Annotated in this window: 15 protein-coding genes; 12 read left to right on the forward strand and 3 right to left on the reverse strand. The window is 61.8% G+C overall.

The window, feature by feature from the left end:
* The first annotated feature begins 75 nt into the window (after positions 1-75).
* The 7 genes from apaG to IMX18_RS22375 all read left to right on the forward strand — a co-directional run bounded on the left by apaG (position 76) and on the right by IMX18_RS22375 (position 8001).
* Positions 76-456: a Co2+/Mg2+ efflux protein ApaG gene (gene apaG / locus IMX18_RS22345; protein ID WP_013970590.1), complete on the forward strand. Its 381-nt coding sequence runs from the start codon at positions 76-78 to the stop codon at positions 454-456.
* Entirely contained in the window at positions 456-1322 is an 867-nt protein-coding gene (locus IMX18_RS22350) for a symmetrical bis(5'-nucleosyl)-tetraphosphatase (RefSeq protein ID WP_015268720.1), read from the forward strand. Before apaG ends, IMX18_RS22350 begins: the two co-directional genes overlap by 1 nt.
* Positions 1323-1336: 14 nt before the next feature.
* Positions 1337-1666: a thiosulfate sulfurtransferase GlpE gene (gene glpE / locus IMX18_RS22355; RefSeq protein WP_015268719.1), complete on the forward strand. Its 330-nt coding sequence runs from the start codon at positions 1337-1339 to the stop codon at positions 1664-1666.
* A gap of 283 nt (positions 1667-1949) precedes the next feature.
* Positions 1950-3872 carry a PrkA family serine protein kinase gene (locus IMX18_RS22360; protein ID WP_015268718.1) on the forward strand — a complete coding sequence of 641 codons (1923 nt, stop codon included), beginning with the start codon at positions 1950-1952 and terminating at the stop codon, positions 3870-3872.
* Between the two features lie 130 nt (positions 3873-4002).
* Positions 4003-5274, forward strand: a complete 1272-nt coding sequence (locus IMX18_RS22365) for a YeaH/YhbH family protein (protein WP_013970586.1) — start codon at positions 4003-4005, stop codon at positions 5272-5274.
* A complete protein-coding gene (locus tag IMX18_RS22370) occupies positions 5271-6839 on the forward strand; it encodes a SpoVR family protein (protein WP_013970585.1) in 1569 nt (522 codons plus the stop codon). The genes IMX18_RS22365 and IMX18_RS22370 overlap by 4 nt, the downstream gene beginning before the upstream one ends.
* A gap of 55 nt (positions 6840-6894) precedes the next feature.
* Positions 6895-8001: a multifunctional CCA addition/repair protein gene (locus IMX18_RS22375; protein ID WP_217190205.1), complete on the forward strand. Its 1107-nt coding sequence runs from the start codon at positions 6895-6897 to the stop codon at positions 7999-8001.
* A 225-nt stretch (positions 8002-8226) separates the two neighbouring features.
* Here IMX18_RS22375 and folK read toward each other — a convergent pair whose 3' ends face one another.
* The gene (folK, locus tag IMX18_RS22380; RefSeq protein WP_217190207.1) at positions 8227-8736 is read right to left on the reverse strand and encodes a 2-amino-4-hydroxy-6-hydroxymethyldihydropteridine diphosphokinase; all 510 of its coding nucleotides are present in this window, start codon (positions 8734-8736) and stop codon (positions 8227-8229) included.
* On the reverse strand, positions 8727-9083 hold the full coding sequence (gene folB / locus IMX18_RS22385) for a dihydroneopterin aldolase (RefSeq protein ID WP_004375185.1): 357 nt from the start codon (positions 9081-9083) through the stop codon (positions 8727-8729). The genes folK and folB overlap by 10 nt, the downstream gene beginning before the upstream one ends.
* Positions 9084-9157: 74 nt before the next feature.
* On the opposite strand from folB, the gene plsY reads away from it, so the two are divergent.
* The gene (gene plsY, locus IMX18_RS22390) at positions 9158-9727 is read left to right on the forward strand and encodes a glycerol-3-phosphate 1-O-acyltransferase PlsY (protein WP_004375186.1); all 570 of its coding nucleotides are present in this window, start codon (positions 9158-9160) and stop codon (positions 9725-9727) included.
* 3 nt (positions 9728-9730) lie between these two features.
* Here plsY and tsaD read toward each other — a convergent pair whose 3' ends face one another.
* Positions 9731-10756: a tRNA (adenosine(37)-N6)-threonylcarbamoyltransferase complex transferase subunit TsaD gene (gene tsaD / locus IMX18_RS22395; protein WP_217190209.1), complete on the reverse strand. Its 1026-nt coding sequence runs from the start codon at positions 10754-10756 to the stop codon at positions 9731-9733.
* Positions 10757-10960: 204 nt separating this feature from the next.
* On the opposite strand from tsaD, the gene rpsU reads away from it, so the two are divergent.
* The 4 genes from rpsU to IMX18_RS22415 all read left to right on the forward strand — a co-directional run bounded on the left by rpsU (position 10961) and on the right by IMX18_RS22415 (position 19437).
* Complete coding sequence (gene rpsU / locus IMX18_RS22400; protein ID WP_003255575.1) at positions 10961-11176, forward strand: 30S ribosomal protein S21; 216 nt, start codon at positions 10961-10963, stop codon at positions 11174-11176.
* A gap of 303 nt (positions 11177-11479) precedes the next feature.
* A complete protein-coding gene (gene dnaG / locus IMX18_RS22405) occupies positions 11480-13462 on the forward strand; it encodes a DNA primase (RefSeq protein WP_013970579.1) in 1983 nt (660 codons plus the stop codon).
* A gap of 67 nt (positions 13463-13529) precedes the next feature.
* Positions 13530-15380 carry an RNA polymerase sigma factor RpoD gene (gene rpoD / locus IMX18_RS22410; RefSeq protein ID WP_013970578.1) on the forward strand — a complete coding sequence of 617 codons (1851 nt, stop codon included), beginning with the start codon at positions 13530-13532 and terminating at the stop codon, positions 15378-15380.
* Between the two features lie 313 nt (positions 15381-15693).
* Positions 15694-19437 (forward strand): bifunctional diguanylate cyclase/phosphodiesterase, encoded by a 3744-nt coding sequence (locus IMX18_RS22415; protein ID WP_217190211.1) that lies wholly within the window; start codon positions 15694-15696, stop codon positions 19435-19437.
* The last annotated feature ends 15 nt before the right edge of the window (positions 19438-19452 follow it).

The raw sequence follows: 19452 nt of genomic DNA on the forward strand, positions 1-19452 counted from the left end.
GCCCCTCACCGCTGGCCCTCACCCCTCCCAATGGCCTAGACTGCATTACTGCGTCAGTTTGCCCAAGGCCCTTGCATGTCCGACCCTCGCTATAAAATCGACGTTAGCGTCGTGACCCGCTACCTCAAAGAACAATCCGACCCCGAAAACAGTCGTTTCGCTTTCGCCTACACCATCACTGTGCAGAACAATGGCTCGCTCAAGGCCAAGCTGCTGTCGCGCCACTGGCTGATCACCAACGGTGACGGCGAGGTCGAGGAGGTGCGTGGCGCCGGCGTGGTCGGCCAGCAGCCCAATATCGACCCGGGCCAGAGCCATACCTACAGCAGCGGCGCGGTCATCAGCACCCGCGTGGGCACCATGCAGGGCAGCTACCAGATGTTCGCCGAAGACGGCAAACGCTTCGATGCCGAGATCGCCCCCTTCCGCCTGGCGGTGCCCGGGGCGCTGCACTGATGGCTACCTATGCCGTCGGTGACCTGCAGGGCTGCCTGCAGCCACTCAAGTGCCTGCTCGAACGGGTCAATTTCAACCCCGCCGTCGACCACCTGTGGCTGGTCGGCGACCTGGTCAACCGCGGCCCCGAGTCACTGGAAACCCTGCGCTTCCTTTATTCGATCCGCCAGTCGCTGGTGTGCGTGCTAGGCAACCATGACCTGCACCTGCTGGCCGTCTGGCATAACGTCGAACGCCTGAAGAAAAGCGACACACTGCGCGAGATCATCGAAGCACCGGACGCCGATCAGCTGTTCGACTGGCTACGCCAGCAAAAGCTGCTGCATTACGACGAACCCCGTGGCATTGCGCTGGTTCACGCCGGTATTCCACCGCAATGGACCTTGGGCAAAGCCCTGGAACTGGCCGCCGAGGTAGAGGAAGTGCTGCGTGACGATGAGCGCCTGAAACTGTACCTGGACGGCATGTACGGCAACGAGCCGAACAAGTGGAGCAAGAGCCTCACCGGCATCGAACGCCTGCGGGTCATCACCAACTGCCTCACGCGCATGCGCTTCTGCACCGCCGAGGGCAAGCTCGACCTCAAGAGCAAGGAAGGCCTGGATACCGCCCCCAAGGGCTACAAGCCCTGGTACGCACACAAAGGCCGCCGCTCACGCCACGTGAAGATCATCTTCGGCCACTGGGCCGCCCTGCAGGGGCAGGTCGACGAGCCCGGCATCATCGCCCTGGACACCGGTTGCGTATGGGGCGGTGCCATGACCCTGTACAACGTCGACAGCGGCGAATACCACCGCTGTGACTGCAGCGACGACGGCAACTTACGCCTTCCCACCCAAACGCCTACACTGAACGATCAATCCTGAAGGAAGCCGTACCCATGAGCGAATTCAAGCGCATCCATCCCGAACAGGCCCTGGCCCTTCGCGCGCAAGGTGCGGTAGTCGTCGACATTCGCGACCCGCAGGCCTTTGCCGCCGGCCACATCACTGGCGCCAAGCATCTGGATAACCATTCTGTCGCCGAGTTCATCCGCAATGCCGACCTCGACGCCCCAACCCTGGTGGTGTGCTACCACGGCAATTCCAGCCAGAGCGCTGCGGCCTATCTGGTGAACCAGGGTTTCTCGGACGTATACAGCGTCGACGGCGGCTTTGAGCTGTGGCGCGCCACCTACCCGGCCGAAACCGCCCAGGGCACTGCCGAATAATTTTTTCATTTTTACTGCAGCCCGCGCCCCATGCGGGCTTGCGGCTTATCTGACGAACGGTCGTTCGCAACTTCTCCACGCCTCGCCCTTGACCTTGCGGATAACCAACTATTCTTAAGCGCAGGCCATCCAGAAAAAGGGGAGAGCCGGTACACCGGCGTGCGGGTCATCGGTAGCGTTAAAGGGTGTTCTGGGGGGTATACAGCAATCGGCAGCCCCGGTTGCATGCCAGCATCAGCTGACTGATCCGGCGTCGTCTCCACGTATCGAGCGAGGTGACGTCATGAGTATTTTTAGCCACTTCCAACAACGTTTCGAGTCTACGCGCCAGGAAGAACTCTCGCTGCAGGAGTACCTCGAGCTGTGCAAAGAGGATCGCAGTGCCTACGCATCGGCGGCCGAACGGCTGTTGCTGGCCATCGGTGAGCCGGAGCTGATCGACACCTCAACCAACTCCAGACTGTCGCGAATCTTCTCCAACAAGGTTATCCGCCGCTATCCGGCCTTTGCCGACTTCCATGGCATGGAAGAGTGCATCGACCAGATCGTGTCCTACTTCCGCCACGCCGCCCAAGGCCTGGAGGAGAAGAAACAGATCCTCTATCTGCTGGGCCCGGTGGGCGGCGGTAAGTCGTCGCTGGCCGAAAAACTCAAGCAGCTGATGGAAAAGGTACCGTTCTACGCCATCAAGGGCTCGCCGGTATTCGAGTCGCCATTGGGCCTGTTCAATGCCACCGAAGACGGGGCCATTCTCGAGGAAGAGTTCGGCATCCCGCGGCGCTACCTGAACACCATCATGTCGCCCTGGGCCACCAAGCGCCTGCAGGAGTTCGGCGGCGACATCAGCAAGTTCAAGGTGGTGAAGCTGTACCCGTCGATCCTCAACCAGATCGCCATCGCCAAGACCGAACCTGGCGACGAGAACAACCAGGACATTTCGGCCCTGGTCGGCAAGGTCGACATCCGCAAGCTCGAGGAATTCCCGCAGAACGACGCCGACGCATATGCCTATTCGGGCGCGCTGTGCCGGGCCAACCAGGGCCTGATGGAATTCGTCGAGATGTTCAAGGCCCCGATCAAGGTCCTGCACCCGTTGCTCACCGCCACCCAGGAAGGCAACTACAACAGTACCGAAGGCCTCGGCGCCATCCCCTACTCCGGGATTCTGCTGGCCCACTCCAACGAATCGGAGTGGCACACCTTCCGTAACAACAAGAACAACGAGGCGTTCATCGACCGGATCTACATCGTCAAGGTGCCGTACTGCCTGCGCGTCAGCGACGAAATCAAGATCTACGACAAGCTGCTGATCAACAGCTCGCTGGCCAAGGCGCACTGCGCGCCAGATACGCTGAAGATGCTCGCCCAGTTCACCGTGCTGTCGCGCCTGAAAGAGCCGGAAAACTCCAACATCTACTCGAAGATGCGGGTGTACGACGGGGAAAACCTCAAGGACACCGATCCGAAGGCCAAGTCGATCCAGGAGTACCGCGATGCCGCCGGCGTCGACGAAGGCATGAACGGCCTGTCGACCCGCTTCGCGTTCAAGATCCTGTCCAAGGTGTTCAACTTCGATCCGCATGAAGTGGCCGCCAACCCGGTGCACCTGCTTTATGTGCTGGAGCAGCAGATCGAGCAGGAACAATTCCCGGCGGAAGTGCGCGAACGCTACCTGCGCTACCTGAAGGAGTACCTGGCCCCGCGCTATATCGAGTTCATTGGCAAGGAAATCCAGACCGCCTACCTGGAGTCCTACAGCGAGTACGGCCAGAACATCTTCGACCGCTACGTGCTGTATGCAGACTTCTGGATTCAGGACCAGGAATACCGCGACCCGGAAACCGGCGAAATCCTCAACCGTATCGCCCTCAACGAAGAACTGGAGAAGATCGAGAAGCCGGCCGGCATCAGCAACCCGAAAGATTTCCGCAACGAAATCGTCAACTTCGTGCTGCGCGCCCGCGCCAACAACAACGGCAAGAACCCGAGCTGGCTGAGCTACGAAAAGCTGCGGGTGGTGATCGAGAAGAAAATGTTCTCCAACACCGAAGACCTGCTGCCGGTCATCAGCTTCAACGCCAAGGCAAGCAAGGAGGACCAACAGAAACACAACGACTTCGTCACGCGTATGGTAGAGCGTGGCTACACCGACAAACAGGTTCGTCTGCTGTCGGAATGGTACCTGCGGGTCAGGAAATCGCAATAAAGCGACAAGCTACCCACCGCGCGCCCAGGGCTGCCATGCCAGCCCTGGGCGGCGGCAGCTGCTTTGCTGCCTTTATGTGCAGCAGCTCGTAGCTTGAAGCGTGCAGCTGTTCCCAGCTACCGGAGGGACCATGAGCTACGTTATAGATCGACGCCTGAACGGCAAGAACAAGAGCACGGTGAACCGCCAGCGCTTCCTGCGGCGGTACCGCGAACACATCAAGAAAGCCGTCGAAGAGGCGGTAAGCCGCCGTTCCATCATGGACATGGAACATGGCGAGCAGATCAGCATTCCGGGGCGCGACATCGACGAACCGGTGCTGCACCATGGTCGCGGGGGCAAGCAGACCATCGTGCACCCAGGCAACAAGGAATTCACCGCCGGTGAACACATCCCCAGGCCACAAGGCGGTGGCGGTGGCAGCGGCCGAGGCAAGGCCGGCAACTCCGGCGAAGGCATGGACGACTTCGTATTCCAGATCACCCAGGAAGAATTCCTCGAGTTCATGTTCGAGGACCTCGAGCTACCCAACCTGGTCAAACGTCACCTGACCGGGGCCGACACTTTCAAGACCGTGCGCGCCGGTATCGCCAACGAAGGCAACCCGTCACGCATCAACATCGTGCGCACCCTGCGTTCGGCCCATGCCCGGCGCATCGCCCTGACCGGCAGCAGCCGCGCACTGCTGCGCGAAGCGCAAAAGGAACTCGCCCGCCTGAAGGTCGAGGAGCCAGACAACTTCACCGATATCCAGGAAGTCGAACACGAGATCGAACGCCTGAAGGCACGCATCAACCGCCTGCCCTTCCTCGACACCTTCGACCTCAAGTACAACCTGCTGGTCAAGCAGCCCAACCCCAGTTCCAAGGCTGTGATGTTCTGCCTGATGGACGTGTCCGGCTCGATGACCCAGGCCACCAAGGACATCGCCAAGCGCTTCTTCATCCTGCTGTACCTGTTCCTCAAGCGTAACTACGACCGCATCGAAGTGGTGTTCATCCGCCACCACACCAGCGCTCGTGAAGTCGACGAGGAAGAATTCTTCTATTCGCGGGAAACCGGCGGCACCATCGTTTCCAGCGCACTCAAACTGATGCAGGAGGTCATGGCCGAACGCTACCCGGCCAGCGACTGGAACATCTACGCCGCCCAGGCTTCCGACGGCGACAACTGGAACGACGACTCGCCGATCTGCCGTGACATCCTGGCCAAGCAGATCATGCCGCATGTGCAGTACTACACTTACGTTGAAATCACCCCGCGTGAACACCAGGCGCTGTGGTACGAATACGAGCGCATCGGCGAAGCCTTCCCCGACACGTTCGCCCAGCAGCAGTTGGTATCGGCCGGCGATATCTACCCGGTCTTCCGTGAACTCTTCCAGCGCAGGTTAGCCACATGACCGCCAGAGCACAGAGACGCCAACCTATTTCCACCGGGTCCGAGTGGACGTTCGAACTGATCCAGACCTACGACCGGGAAATCAGCCGCCTGGCCGAGCGTTACGCCCTGGACACCTACCCCAACCAGATCGAGGTCATTACCGCCGAGCAGATGATGGACGCCTACGCCTCGGTCGGCATGCCGCTGGGTTATCACCACTGGTCCTATGGCAAGCAGTTCCTCAGCACGGAGAAGTCCTACAGCCGTGGCCAGATGGGCCTGGCCTACGAGATCGTGATCAACTCCGACCCGTGCATCGCCTACCTGATGGAAGAAAACACCATGTGCATGCAGGCACTGGTGATCGCCCACGCCTGCTACGGCCATAACAGTTTCTTCAAGGGCAACTACCTGTTCCGCACCTGGACCGACGCCAGCTCGATCATCGACTACCTGGTGTTCGCCAAGCAGTACATCGCCCAGTGCGAAGAGCGCCATGGCATTGATGCCGTGGAAGACCTGATCGACTCCTGCCATGCCCTCATGAACTACGGCGTCGACCGCTACAAGCGGCCTTATCCGATTTCCGCCGAAGAGGAGCGGCGGCGGCAGAAGGAGCGCGAGGAGCACCTGCAGCGGCAGATCAATGACCTTTGGCGGACCATTCCGAAGAGCGCCGACAAGGGTAACGAGCGAGATGATGCGCGCTTCCCCGCCGAACCGCAGGAAAACATCCTGTATTTCATCGAGAAGAACGCCCCGCTGCTGGAGCCCTGGCAACGTGAAGTGGTGCGCATCGTGCGCAAGATCGCCCAGTATTTCTACCCGCAGCGCCAGACCCAAGTGATGAACGAAGGCTGGGCGACGTTCTGGCACTACACACTGATGAACGACCTGTACGACGAGGGGCTGATCACCGAAGGCTTCATGATGGAGTTTCTGCAGTCGCACACCAGCGTGGTATTCCAGCCCGGCTTCGACAGCCCCTACTACAACGGCATCAACCCCTACGCACTGGGCTTTGCGATGTATACCGACATCCGCCGCATGTGCGAAAACCCGACCGAAGAAGATCGGCGCTGGTTCCCCGACATTGCCGGCAGCGACTGGCTTTCTACCATCAAGTTCGCCATGAGCAGCTTCAAGGACGAGAGCTTCATCCTGCAGTACCTGTCGCCGAAGGTCATTCGCGATCTGAAGCTGTTCAGCATCCTCGATGACGACCAGCGCGACGACCTGTATGTACCTGCCATCCACGACGAGGCCGGCTACCGGACCATTCGCGAACTATTGGCGGCGCAGTACAACCTGGGCAACCGCGAACCGAACGTGCAGATCTGGAGCGTTGACCGCCGCGGCGACCGCTCGCTGACCTTGCGTCACCAGCAACACAACCGCAAACCGCTGGGCGATTCTACCGATGAAGTGCTCAAGCACCTGCACCGCCTGTGGGGCTTCGACATCCACCTGGAGACCGTCCAGGGCGAGCAGGTGATGAAAACCCACCACATGCCACCACGCGGCGAGCACGGCGAAAGCGCCGACTATGGCCGCATGGATCTGGCTGTCATTCACCACCTCTAGTGCAACTTCAAGGCTGCCGACGGGTTATCCTGTCGGCAGTTATGGAGAGCTGCACATGCACATCTACAAAGTCGGCGGCGCCGTGCGCGACCGCCTGCTCGGCCGCCCTGTCAGCGATATCGACTGGCTGGTGGTCGGCGCCACGGTCGAGGAAATGCACGCCAAGGGCTTTCGACCGGTCGGCGCTGATTTCCCGGTGTTCCTGCACCCGAAAACCGGCGAGGAATACGCCCTGGCGCGCACCGAGCGCAAGAGCGGGCGTGGCTACGGCGGCTTCACTTTCCACGCCAGCCCCGATGTGACCCTGGAAGAAGACCTGATCCGTCGTGACCTGACCATCAATGCAATGGCCGAGGACGAGACGGGTACGGTATACGATCCCTATCATGGCCAGGACGATATCGATCAACGCCTTTTACGCCATGTTTCCCCGGCATTCGCCGAAGATCCGTTGCGCGTACTGCGTGTCGCGCGCTTTGCTGCCCGTTATGCACCGCTGGGATTCCGGGTTGCCGATGAGACGCTTGAGCTGATGCGTCAGATCAGTGCCTCTGGCGAATTGCAGGCGCTGACCGCCGAGCGCAGCTGGAAGGAAATCGAGCGGGCGCTGATGGAGGCGCAGCCGCAGGTGTTCTTCCAGGTGCTGCATGCTTGTGGGGCCCTGCAGGAGCTGCTGCCAGAGCTTGGTGACGCCCCCCAGGCCCTGGCGGCGCTGGAACAGGCGGCAATGCATGAAAAGCCCCTGCATGTACGCTGGGCCTGCCTGCTGCAGTCGCTGGCATCAGCCGCGATCAAAGCCATCAACCAGCGCCTGAAGGCGCCGCGGGAGTGCCAGGAGCTGGCGCTGCTGACGGGTGAGTGCCTGAAGCTGGGCAACCAGGCGCAGGAGCTGCCTGCCACGACACTGCTGGAGCTGTTGCAGAAGTTCGATGTGTACCGGCGGCCACAGCGGTTCGAAGACTTCCTGATCGCTTGCGAGATGACAGCGCTGGGCGAGGGCAAAGCGGGTTATCCACAGGCCGACTACCTGCGAGGGGCAGCGGCGGCGGCGCGGGCAGTGGATGTCAAGCCGTTGGTGCAGGCAGGGCTGACTGGCCAGGCCTTGGGTGAAGCGCTCAAAGGTGAGCGGCTGAAAGTCCTCGAGGCTTACAAGCTCGGTTGAACATACCGGCCCTTTCGCGGGCTCGCCCGCTCCCACAGGAACTGCGCATTTTCCGAGCGTCGCACCTAACCTGTGGGAGCGGGCAAGCCCGCGAAGGGCCGCAAAGCGGCCCCAATTTGCTTAACTGACCGGCATTAAGGCTCGCCCGCTCCCACAGGGATCGCATGATGCCAAGTGTACGATCCCCGTGGGAGCGGCTTTAGCCGCGAAAGGGCCGGAACAGGCTTACGCGGGAGTCAGCTGCAACCCACGCCACTCAAAGGCAACCGGCGCCAGCACCTGATCAATTTGCGCCTCCTGCCACAACTGCGCCATTGTCTTGCTTACCCCCGGATGCACAAGCTCCGGCGCCAGCAGCGACAGTGGCCACAGCACAAAGGCGTTCTTCAGGATCTCGGCCCGAGGCAACACCAGCCCATCGAACGTGCCGTGCAAGTCGTCATACATCAGCACGTCGATATCCAGCGGCAGCCCCTTGCGGTCCGGGGCATAGCGGCCATTGTCGGCCTCGATGAACTTCAACCGGCGGTCCAGTTCGATCAACGGCAACGCAGTCTGCCCAGTCACCACGAAGTTGATGAACGGACCGCTCTTGATCCCCACCGCCTGGCTTTCGAACGCCGGCGAGCAGCGCATGTCGGTCAGGATGCCTGCCAACGCATCAAGCCCGGCGCACAAATGCACCTCGCGATCAATGTTGCTGCCAAGGCCCAGGTAAACCGTGCTCAGAGACATCCGCGCTCGATCTCCACGCCAACACCGCCACGGGCTGCCGGTACCGCACCCGGCTTGGTCAGCTTCAACCGCACCCACGGGATGTGGAACTCCTCCATCAACGTCGCCACCAGGCGCTCGGCGAAAGTTTCAACCAACTCGAAACGCGCCTGTTCGGCAAACGCCTGGATACGGGCCGACACACTGGCATAATCCAGCGCCAGGTTCAGGTCGTCACCCGCCGCAGCCGGGCGGTTATCCCAGGCAAAGCTCAGGTCCAGGCGCAAGCACTGGCGAATATCCCGCTCCCAGTCATAGGCACCGATGACGGTATCGACTTCCAGGCCTTCGATGAACACTCTGTCCAAGCACTTCTCTCCACAGCACGACAAGGGCGACTGGCGCCGTTAGAATCAGGGCGTCCTCGCCCGGAATAGTTAGCATGTTTTGGTTACTGGCGTTGCTCGCCTACCTGCTTGGCTCGCTGTCCTTCGCCATCGTCCTCAGCCGCCTTACGGGCAGCCCGGACCCGCGTTCCAGCGGTTCAGGCAATGCCGGCGCCACCAACATGCTACGCCTGGCAGGCCGCAAACTGGCGATCCTGACCCTGCTTGGCGACCTGTGCAAGGGCCTGTTGCCGGTATTGCTCGCCCGCGGTGCCGGCCTGGACCTGCAAGCGCAGGCCTGGATTGGCGTTTGCGCAGTGCTGGGCCACCTGTTCCCGCTATACTTCCGCTTTCAGGGCGGCAAGGGCGTGGCAACCGCCGCCGGCATGCTCATGGCCCTGTATTTCCCAGCCGCGCTGCTGGCCATCGGCGCCTGGCTGCTGACTTTCTACCTCACCCGCACCAGTTCGCTGGCGGCACTGATCGCCACACCACTGACCTTGCCGTTGCTGGCCTGGCGCGAGCCAGAGGCCCTGCTGCCGATCACTGTGTTGACGGCAATGATCGTATGGCGCCATCGCAGCAACCTGCGCGACCTGTTCGCAGGCCGCGAACGGCACTTCTGAAGCTTAAAGCGGCGGCAACTGCTCCATCGGCCAGCGTGCCTGCACACTGATTGCCAGGTCTTGCTGTTGCCCGGCCAACAACCGCTGGCAGCCGGCATAGGCGATCATCGCACCGTTGTCGGTACAGAACTGCGGGCGCGCGTAGTACACGTTGCCCTTGATGCTGCCGAGCATGTCCTCGAGGGCCGCACGCAGTGCCTTGTTGGCGCTGACGCCACCGGCAATGACCAGGCGCTTGAGGCCAGTCTGTTTCAACGCCCGCTTGCACTTGATGGTCAAAGTCTCCACCACCGCCTGCTGGAATGCCAGGGACAGGTCGCAACGGGTTTGCTCACTGTCGTCGCCGGCATCGCGGCACTGCTGCCAGGTGTTCAGGGCAAAGGTTTTCAGGCCGCTGAAGCTGAACTCCAGGCCCGGGCGGTCGGTCATCGGCCGCGGGAACACGAAGCGGCCAGGCACGCCGCGCTCGGCCAGGCGGGCGATTTCCGGGCCACCGGGGTAGTTCAGGCCGATCAGCTTGGCGGTCTTGTCGAACGCTTCGCCGGCGGCGTCGTCCAGGCTCTCGCCCAGCAGCTCGTACTGGCCGATGCCATCGACCCGCACCAACTGCGTGTGGCCACCAGAAACCAACAAAGCGACGAACGGAAACTCCGGCGGGTTTTCTTCCAGCATGGGTGCCAGCAGGTGGCCTTCCATGTGGTGTACGCCAATCGCCGGGATGTCCCAGGCAAAGGCCAGCGCCTGGGCACAGGAGGCCCCCACCAGCAGGGCACCGACCAGGCCAGGGCCCGCGGTGTAGGCGATGGCGTCGATTTCGGTGGCGACGCAGCCGGCCTCATCCAGCACCTGGCGGATGAGTGGCAGCATGCGCTTGACGTGGTCGCGCGAGGCAAGCTCAGGCACCACACCGCCGAACACGCGGTGCAGGTCGATCTGGCTGAACAGCGCGTCGGCCAACAAACCGCGTTCGCTGTCGTATAATGCGACGCCAGTTTCGTCGCAGGATGTTTCCAATCCCAGTACTAGCATGGGTTCGTCCCTTGTGGGGGCTGAATTCGAAGCCGCGCATGATAGTCCCCGTGTCGGATGCCGACCAGCGGTTTTCGATCAGAGGCTTTGCATTCCGGCTTGCTAAGGGTTAACATCCGCAACCCTTGAAAACCGACGTTCTCCAGCACACCTTTGTTTTGCCAGGAGCACGTCTACCCCGGTAATGAATTAAGGTAGCCCTGGATGCCAGCCGTCAAAGTTAAAGAGAACGAACCCTTCGACGTAGCTCTGCGTCGTTTCAAGCGCTCCTGCGAAAAAGCCGGTGTACTGGCTGAAGTTCGTAGCCGCGAGTTTTACGAGAAGCCGACCGCCGAGCGTAAGCGCAAAGCAGCTGCTGCTGTTAAGCGTCACGCCAAGAAAGTTCAGCGCGAACAGCGCCGCGCCGTTCGTCTGTACTAATACAGGCGTTCTACGCAAAGCTTCTGCCCTGCCCGGCTAACCGCCGGGCGATGGCAGTGGTCGTTTCAAACTTGAGCAGCTAGCTCAAGGCCCTGCACAAGCTTCATGCGAACTGCACATGGGCAACCTGCCTGAAACGTCAGAGCTGGTCCTCCTTGTTGTATGACCAGACGTGCACGTCCGACTGACGGGCCCTCAGGGGCTGGCGACGAGCACACATTCCCTCGCACTTTCCCAAGCGGCACTCGCCCCATTCGGCGCGTGAGCGATTAGACTTGCCAGCTGCCAGATGACGAGACTGCCATGGCCGGGCTGATTCCCCAGAGTTTCATTGACGACCTTATCAACCGCCTCGACATCGTCGACGTGGTGAGTTCGCGCGTCCAGCTGAAAAAAACCGGCAAGAACTATTCCGCCTGCTGCCCGTTCCACAAGGAAAAAACCCCTTCCTTCACGGTCAGCCCCGACAAGCAGTTCTACTACTGCTTCGGCTGCGGCGCCGGCGGCAACGCCCTAGGCTTCGTCATGGACCACGACAACCTGGACTTCCCCCAGGCGGTCGAGGAGCTGGCCCGCGCCGCCGGCATGGAAGTACCCCGCGAGCAAGGTCGCCGCGACCACAAGCCGCGCCAGCCAACCGATTCGCCGCTGTACCCGCTGCTGGACGCCGCCTCGGAGTTCTACCGCCAGGCCCTGCGCAGCCACCCGACCCGCAAGGCAGCGGTGGATTACCTCAAGGGCCGCGGCCTGTCCGGGGAAATCGCCCGTGACTTCGGCCTGGGCTTCGCCCCGCCAGGCTGGGATAACCTGCTCAAGCACCTGGGTGCCGACACCTTGCAGCAGAAGGTGATGATCGATGCCGGCCTGTTGATCGAGAACGCCGAAAGCGGCAAGCGCTACGACCGTTTCCGCGACCGGGTGATGTTCCCGATCCGCGACAGCCGCGGACGCATCATCGCCTTTGGTGGCCGAGTGCTCGGCGACGACAAGCCCAAGTACCTTAACTCCCCGGAAACCCCGGTGTTCCACAAAGGCCAGGAACTCTACGGCCTGTACGAGGCACGCAAGCACAACCGCAACCTCGACGAAATCATCGTCGTCGAGGGCTACATGGACGTCATTGCCCTGGCCCAGCAGGGCCTGCGCAACGCCGTGGCCACCCTCGGCACTGCCACCAGCGAAGAGCACCTCAAGCGCCTGTTCCGCGTGGTACCCAGCGTGCTGTTCTGCTTCGACGGTGACCAGGCCGGGCGCAAGGCTGCCTGGCGCGCCCTGGAGTCGACCCTGTCGAACCTGCAGGACGGCCGCCGCGCGCGCTTCCTGTTCCTGCCCGAGGGCGAAGACCCGGACAGCCTGGTGCGCGCCGAAGGCACCGACGCCTTCATGGCCCGCATCAACCAGCACGCCCAGCCGCTGGCCGATTACTTCTTCGAGCAGCTAAGCGTCGAAGCCGACCCGCGCTCGCTGGAAGGCAAGGCGCACATGGCGACCCTTGCCGCACCGCTGATCGAAAAGATCCCCGGCGCCAACCTGCGCCAGCTGATGCGCAACCGCCTTAAGGAAATCACCGGCCTCGACCCGCAGCAGGTCGAGCAACTGGCGCAACACGCCCCGGCCACCAGCAGCGTGCCGGACTACGACCCTGGCTACGACTATGACGCCATGGCCAGCTATACCCCCGATTACGGCGACATGCCGCAGCACGACTTCGCCCCCGTTCATCAGGAACAGGAGTGGAAGCCGAACAAGGGCGCTGGCAAGAAGCAGTGGGGCGACAAACCCTGGGACAAGAACCGCAAGGGTGGCAAGCCATGGCAGCAGCGTGACGAAGCACCACCACGCGTACCGGCCCCGGTCGAGCCACCCACCCTGGCCGCCCTGCGCACCTTGCTGCACCACCCTCTGCTGGCCGGCAAGGTGGAAGATGCCAGCCACTTCGCCGATGAAGAGCACTTGTACAGCCAGCTGCTGGTGGCACTGATCGAAGCCGCGCAGAAAAATCCTGGGCTAAGCTCAATGCAGTTGATCGCACGTTGGCACGGCACCGAACAGGGGCGCCTGCTGCGGGCCCTGGCGGAAAAGGAATGGCTGATCGTGGCCGACAACCTTGAACAACAGTTTTTCGACACTATAACTAGCTTGTCCGCCCGCCAACGCGAGCGCAGCCTGGAACAACTGCTCAGGAAATCACGTCAAAGCGAATTGACCAGCGAGGAAAAAACCCAGCTCCTCGCCCTGCTGAGCCGGAATGTTCCCGCACAAACGCCGACCTCATCTGGCGCGTGAGGCCCATGCTCGGGTATAATCCTCGGCTTGTTTTTTGCCCGCCAAGACCTTCAGTGGATAGGGTGTTATGTCCGGAAAAGCGCAACAGCAGTCTCGTATCAAAGAGTTGATCACCCGCGGTCGTGAGCAGGGCTACCTGACTTACGCGGAGGTCAACGACCACCTGCCTGAGGATATTTCAGATCCGGAACAGGTGGAAGACATCATCCGCATGATCAACGACATGGGGATCAACGTATTCGAGAGTGCTCCGGATGCGGATGCCCTTCTGTTGGCGGAAGCCGACACCGACGAAGCCGCGGCCGAAGAAGCCGCTGCTGCGTTGGCGGCAGTTGAAACCGATATCGGCCGCACGACCGACCCGGTGCGCATGTACATGCGCGAAATGGGCACCGTCGAGCTGCTGACCCGCGAAGGCGAGATCGAAATCGCCAAGCGTATCGAGGAAGGCATCCGTGAAGTCATGGGCGCCATCGCTCACTTCCCGGGCACTGTCGACTACATTCTCAGCGAATATGACCGTGTCACCAGCGAAGGCGGCCGTCTGTCGGACGTTCTCAGCGGTTACATCGATCCTGACGACAATATCGCCGCGCCGACCGAAGAAGTGCCGATCCCAGGCACCAAGGCCGCCGCTGCGAAGGAAGAGTCCGACGACGACGAGGACGAATCCGAAAGCGGTGACGACGAGGAAGAGGCCGAGAGCGGCCCGGACCCGGAAGTCGCCCGTCAGCGTTTCGGCGCGGTCAACGACCAGCTTCAGGCCACCAACAAGGTTCTGAAGAAGAATGGTCGCACCCACCAGGAAAGCATCGACGCCCTGCAGGCCCTGGCCGATTTGTTCATGCCGATCAAGCTGGTACCGAAGCAGTTCGAGGTACTGGTAGAGCGTGTTCGTGACGCCCTGAACCGCCTGCGCCAGCAGGAACGCGCCATCATGCAGCTGTGCGTGCGTGACGCCCGCATGCCGCGTGCCGACTTCCTGCGCATGTTCCCGAGCAACGAAACCGACCAGACCTGGAGCGGTGACCTGGCCAAGCGCAACACCAAATGGGCTGCCGCCCTGGGTGAAAAGGACGCTGCCATCGTCGCTTGCCAGCAGAAGCTGATCGACCTTGAGACCGAAACCGGCCTGACCGTTGCCGAGATCAAGGAAATCAACCGTCGCATGTCGATCGGTGAAGCCAAGGCCCGCCGCGCCAAGAAAGAAATGGTCGAGGCGAACCTGCGTCTGGTGATCTCCATCGCCAAGAAGTACACCAACCGTGGCTTGCAATTCCTCGACCTGATCCAGGAAGGCAACATCGGCTTGATGAAAGCGGTGGACAAGTTCGAATACCGTCGCGGCTACAAGTTCTCGACCTATGCCACCTGGTGGATCCGCCAGGCGATCACCCGTTCGATCGCCGACCAGGCGCGCACCATCCGTATTCCGGTGCACATGATCGAGACGATCAACAAGCTCAACCGTATTTCCCGCCAGATGCTGCAGGAAATGGGTCGCGAACCGACCCCGGAAGAGCTGGGCGAGCGCATGGAAATGCCTGAGGACAAGATCCGCAAGGTACTGAAGATCGCCAAAGAGCCGATCTCCATGGAAACCCCGATCGGTGACGACGAAGATTCGCACCTGGGCGACTTCATCGAGGACTCGACCATGCAGTCCCCGATTGACGTGGCCACGGTCGAAAGCCTCAAGGAAGCCACTCGTGACGTGCTCTCGGGCCTGACCGCACGCGAAGCCAAGGTGCTGCGTATGCGCTTCGGTATCGACATGAACACCGACCACACCCTCGAAGAGGTGGGCAAGCAGTTCGACGTGACCCGCGAGCGGATCCGTCAGATCGAAGCGAAGGCGTTGCGCAAACTGCGCCACCCGACTCGCAGCGAGCATCTGCGCTCCTTCCTCGACGAGTGATGACAAAACCCCGGCCCAGGCCGGGGTTTTTCTTTTCCGGCTGTTGCGCAAAATCTGAATTCTGGCGCGATCTCTGTAGGAGCAGCCTTGTGCTGCGAAGAGTCCATTGCAACAGTAGATGATCTTTCGCCTGACTGGCGTCTTCGCAGCACAAGGCTGCTCCTACAGGGGGTGCGCATGCCATGAAGGCCATGCAGGCCGCCCCACACCCGCAAGGCCCTGTTGCCTCTGACAAAAGACCCTGCCCTCCACCGCACACCTGCAGCAATGCCCGTCTACACTCGACTTCATACCACTTGAATGTGAGGCCGCTATGCCGCTGATGCCGGCCATCCTGTTGCTGCTCCTGATCTTGTGGAACACAACGGCCGGCGCCCTGACCCTGACAGACGAGGAGAAAGCCTGGTTGGCTGCCCACCCGCAGCTGAGCCTGGGTGTAGACGCCTCTTGGCCACCGTTCGAGTTTCGCGACCAGGAGGGCCGGTACCAGGGATTGGCCGCCGATTACATCGCCACGATCCAGCAACGCCTGGGCGTGACGCTCAAACCGGTCGAACCCAGCAGCTGGACCGAGGTACTGGCGCAAGCACGCGAAAGCCGCATCGACCTGCTGCCCGGCATCATGTCCACCCCCGAGCGCCAAGGCTACCTGGCCTTCACCCGGCCGTACCTCGACTTTCCCATCGTTATCCTCGCCCACAAAGGCGGTGCACAGCCGCGCAACCTGGACGACCTTTACGGCCTGAAGATTGCCGTGGTCGAAAACTACGCCCCGCACGAACTGCTGCGCACCCAACACCCAGACCTCAACCTGGTGGCCCTGCCTAACGTCAGCTCTACCCTGCAGGCCCTGGCCACCGACGAAGTGGACGCCGTGGTCGGTGACCTCGCTTCAAGCATCTGGAGCCTGCGCCAGCTCAAGCTCGACGGCCTCTACGTCAGCGACGAAACGCCCTACCGCTACCAATTGGCCATGGCCGCCCCGCGCGACAAGAAAGTACTGGTCGGCATTCTCGACAAAGTGATAGCCGACATGAGCAGCAGCGAAGTCAGCCAGATCCAGCAACGCTGGGTGGGCAATGTGGTCGACCAACGGATGTTCTGGTCGGACCTGCTGGTGTATGGCCTGCCCACGGTGCTGGTATTGATGGCCGTGCTGGCAGCGGTCATCCGGATCAACCGCCGGCTCAGTTCGGAAATTTCACGGCGCATCGCCCTGGAGCAGGAACTGCGCAGCAGCGAGTACCACTATCGCAGCCTGGTCGAGAGCCTGTCCGCCATAGCCTGGGAGGCCGACGCCAACGACTTCACCTACAGCTACGTCTCGCCCCACGCAGAAGGCCTGCTCGGCTACCCATTGGCCGACTGGCTCAAACCTGGCTTCTGGCGCAGCATCCTGCACCCGGAGGATGCCCTCTGGGCCCAGGCCTACTGCGACAGCGAGACTGCCGCCGGCCGCGACCACAGCCTCGACTACCGGGTGATCAGGGCCGATGGCCAGCCACTGTGGGTACGCAACATCGTCAGCATGATCGAGCATGGCCACCAGCCGGTGATGCGTGGCCTGATGATCGACATCAGCGAGACCAAGCGCACCGAGGACGCCCTGCGCCTGTCCGAACAGAAGTTCGCCTCGGTGTTCCAGCAGTGCCCCGACATCCTGCTGATCGCCCGCCACAGCGACGGCTGCCTGCTGGAGGTGAACGAGGCCTTCGAAGAGCAGATCGGCCTCACCCCGAGCCAGGTAATTGGCCGCACCGCCACCGAGCTCAACCTGTGGGGCGTCGAAGGCGACGGCCCGCGGCTGCTCGAACGCCTGCACCAAGGCGGTATCCGCAACCTGGAAATGAGCTTCCGCCGCAGCAACGGCCAACTCTTCACCGGCCTGACCTCGGCCGAAACCTTTGAACTCGACGGCAACCTCGCGCTCGTGGTGGCGGTACGCGATATCAGCCAGCTCAAGGAAACCCAGGAGCAGCTACAAACCTCGGAAGAGAAATTCGCCAAGGCCTTCCATGCCTCGCCCGATGGCCTGCTGCTGTCGCGCCAGAGCGACGGTTTGCTGCTCGAAGTGAACGAAGGCTTCTGCCGCCTGACCGGCTATGATCTCAGCCCGACCATCGACCAGACCTCGCTGGACCTGGGCATCTGGGTCGACCTCAACGAGCGCAAGCGTCTGGTCCAACAGCTAAAACGCGACGGCTTCGTACGCGACTTCACGTGCCACCTGCGCCGCAGCGACGGGCAGATTCGCCTCTGCGAACTCTCTGCACGGCCGCTGCCGATTGCTGGCGACGACTGCATACTGACCATCGCCCGCGACATCACTGAGCGCCATCTGATGCAGGAAAAGCTGCAGCTGGCCGCCACCGTGTTCGAGAACACCGCCGAAGGCGTGCTGATCACCGACATCGACCAGCACATTAGTGCCGTAAACCGCGCCTTCAGCGAAATCACCGGTTACAGTGAGATCGAAGCCCTCGGTCAGACCCCACGCCTGCTCGCCTCCGGCCAGCACGACAGTGCGTTCTATGCCGCCATGTGGCACCAGCTGACCGATGAAGGCCATTGGCAAGGCGAGATCTATAACAAGCGCAAGAACGGCGAACTGTACCCCGGCTGGCTGACCATCAGCGCCGTACGCAACAGCGAGCGCGAGATTACCCACTTCGTCGCTGTGTTCGCCGACATCTCCAGCCTCAAGCACGCCCAGGCCAAGCTTGACTACCAGGCCCACCACGACCCACTGACCGGCCTGCCCAACCGTGCCCTGTTCGAGAACCGCCTGCAGGCCGCGCTCACCTGCGCGCAGGTCTCCAACCGCAAGGGCGCGGTGCTGTTCCTTGACCTCGACCGTTTCAAGCACATCAACGACAGCCTCGGCCACCCGGTCGGCGATCTGCTGCTCAAGGGCATCGCCCAACGCCTGAAAGAGCAGGTGCGTGATGTCGACACCGTGGCCCGCCTGGGTGGCGATGAGTTCATCATCCTGCTGCCCGGCCTGCACAAACCCAGTGACGCCAGCGCCATCGCCAACAAGCTGCTGACCTGCTTCAACGCGCCATTCCAGGCTGGCGAGCATGAGTTCTTCACCAGCGCCAGCATCGGCATCAGCCTTTATCCACAGGACGGTACCGACGTTGCCACACTGATTCGCAACGCCGACGCCGCCATGTACCGCTCCAAGGCCAAGGGCCGTAACCGCGTCGAAGCCTACACCCTCGACCTCACCGCCCAGGCCAGCGAACGCATCGCCCTGGAGCACGAACTGCGCCGCGCCATCGAGCGCAACGAACTGAGCCTGTGCTTCCAGCCCAAGCTCAGCCTCAAGACACAGAGCCTGGTCGGTGCCGAAGCGCTGATACGCTGGAGCCACCCGACCTTTGGTGAAGTGCCGCCGGAGCACTTCATTCACCTGGCGGAAGAGAACGGCACCATACTCCAGATCGGTGACTGGGTACTGGAGCAGGCCTGCCGGCAGATGCAGGCCTGGAAGATGCACTACGACCCCTTCGGCCCGCTGTCGATAAACCTCGCCGGCGCCCAGCTACGCCATCCCCACCTTGCCAGGCGCATCGAACAGTTGCTGAAGCACTACCAGCTCACAGCCGGTGACCTGCAGCTGGAAATCACCGAAAACTTCATCATGAGCCAGGCAGAGGAAGCCTTGGCCGTGCTGTACCAGCTGAAGAAACTGGGCGTGCAACTGGCCATCGACGATTTCGGCACCGGTTATTCATCGCTGAGCTACCTCAAGCGCCTGCCGCTGGACATTCTCAAGATCGACAAGTCGTTCATCCGCGGGCTGCCCGACGACCCTCATGACGCCGCCATCGCCCGCGCCATCATCGCCCTGGGCCGCAGCATGCAGCTGACCATCATTGCCGAGGGCGTGGAAAACCAGGCCCAGCAACGGTTCCTGGCGGCAGAGGGCTGTGAGCAGATCCAGGGCTACATCGTCAGCCTGCCCCTGCCCCCGGACGACTTCGCGGCGACGTTTCTTCGCATAGCACTATCGGATCTTTCAGATGGCACAGGTGCGAAACCCTCGTTATAATCCGGCCACTTACTG

Source organism: Pseudomonas shirazica (assembly GCF_015168335.1).
Classification (GTDB): domain Bacteria; phylum Pseudomonadota; class Gammaproteobacteria; order Pseudomonadales; family Pseudomonadaceae; genus Aquipseudomonas; species Aquipseudomonas asiatica.

Bases quoted from the DNA above. Each gene is read 5' to 3' on its own strand.
- tsaD (WP_217190209.1), bottom strand. From the start codon at position 10,756: ATGCTAGTACTGGGATTGGAAACATCCTGCGACGAAACTGGCGTCGCA.
- rpsU (WP_003255575.1), top strand. From the start codon at position 10,961: ATGCCAGCCGTCAAAGTTAAAGAGAACGAACCCTTCGACGTAGCTCTG.
- IMX18_RS22350 (WP_015268720.1), top strand. From the start codon at position 456: ATGGCTACCTATGCCGTCGGTGACCTGCAGGGCTGCCTGCAGCCACTC.
- IMX18_RS22360 (WP_015268718.1), top strand. From the start codon at position 1,950: ATGAGTATTTTTAGCCACTTCCAACAACGTTTCGAGTCTACGCGCCAG.
- IMX18_RS22415 (WP_217190211.1), top strand. From the start codon at position 15,694: ATGCCGCTGATGCCGGCCATCCTGTTGCTGCTCCTGATCTTGTGGAAC.
- apaG (WP_013970590.1), top strand. From the start codon at position 76: ATGTCCGACCCTCGCTATAAAATCGACGTTAGCGTCGTGACCCGCTAC.
- folK (WP_217190207.1), bottom strand. From the start codon at position 8,736: ATGTCTCTGAGCACGGTTTACCTGGGCCTTGGCAGCAACATTGATCGC.
- IMX18_RS22375 (WP_217190205.1), top strand. From the start codon at position 6,895: ATGCACATCTACAAAGTCGGCGGCGCCGTGCGCGACCGCCTGCTCGGC.
- plsY (WP_004375186.1), top strand. From the start codon at position 9,158: ATGTTTTGGTTACTGGCGTTGCTCGCCTACCTGCTTGGCTCGCTGTCC.
- glpE (WP_015268719.1), top strand. From the start codon at position 1,337: ATGAGCGAATTCAAGCGCATCCATCCCGAACAGGCCCTGGCCCTTCGC.
- IMX18_RS22370 (WP_013970585.1), top strand. From the start codon at position 5,271: ATGACCGCCAGAGCACAGAGACGCCAACCTATTTCCACCGGGTCCGAG.
- dnaG (WP_013970579.1), top strand. From the start codon at position 11,480: ATGGCCGGGCTGATTCCCCAGAGTTTCATTGACGACCTTATCAACCGC.
- rpoD (WP_013970578.1), top strand. From the start codon at position 13,530: ATGTCCGGAAAAGCGCAACAGCAGTCTCGTATCAAAGAGTTGATCACC.
- IMX18_RS22365 (WP_013970586.1), top strand. From the start codon at position 4,003: ATGAGCTACGTTATAGATCGACGCCTGAACGGCAAGAACAAGAGCACG.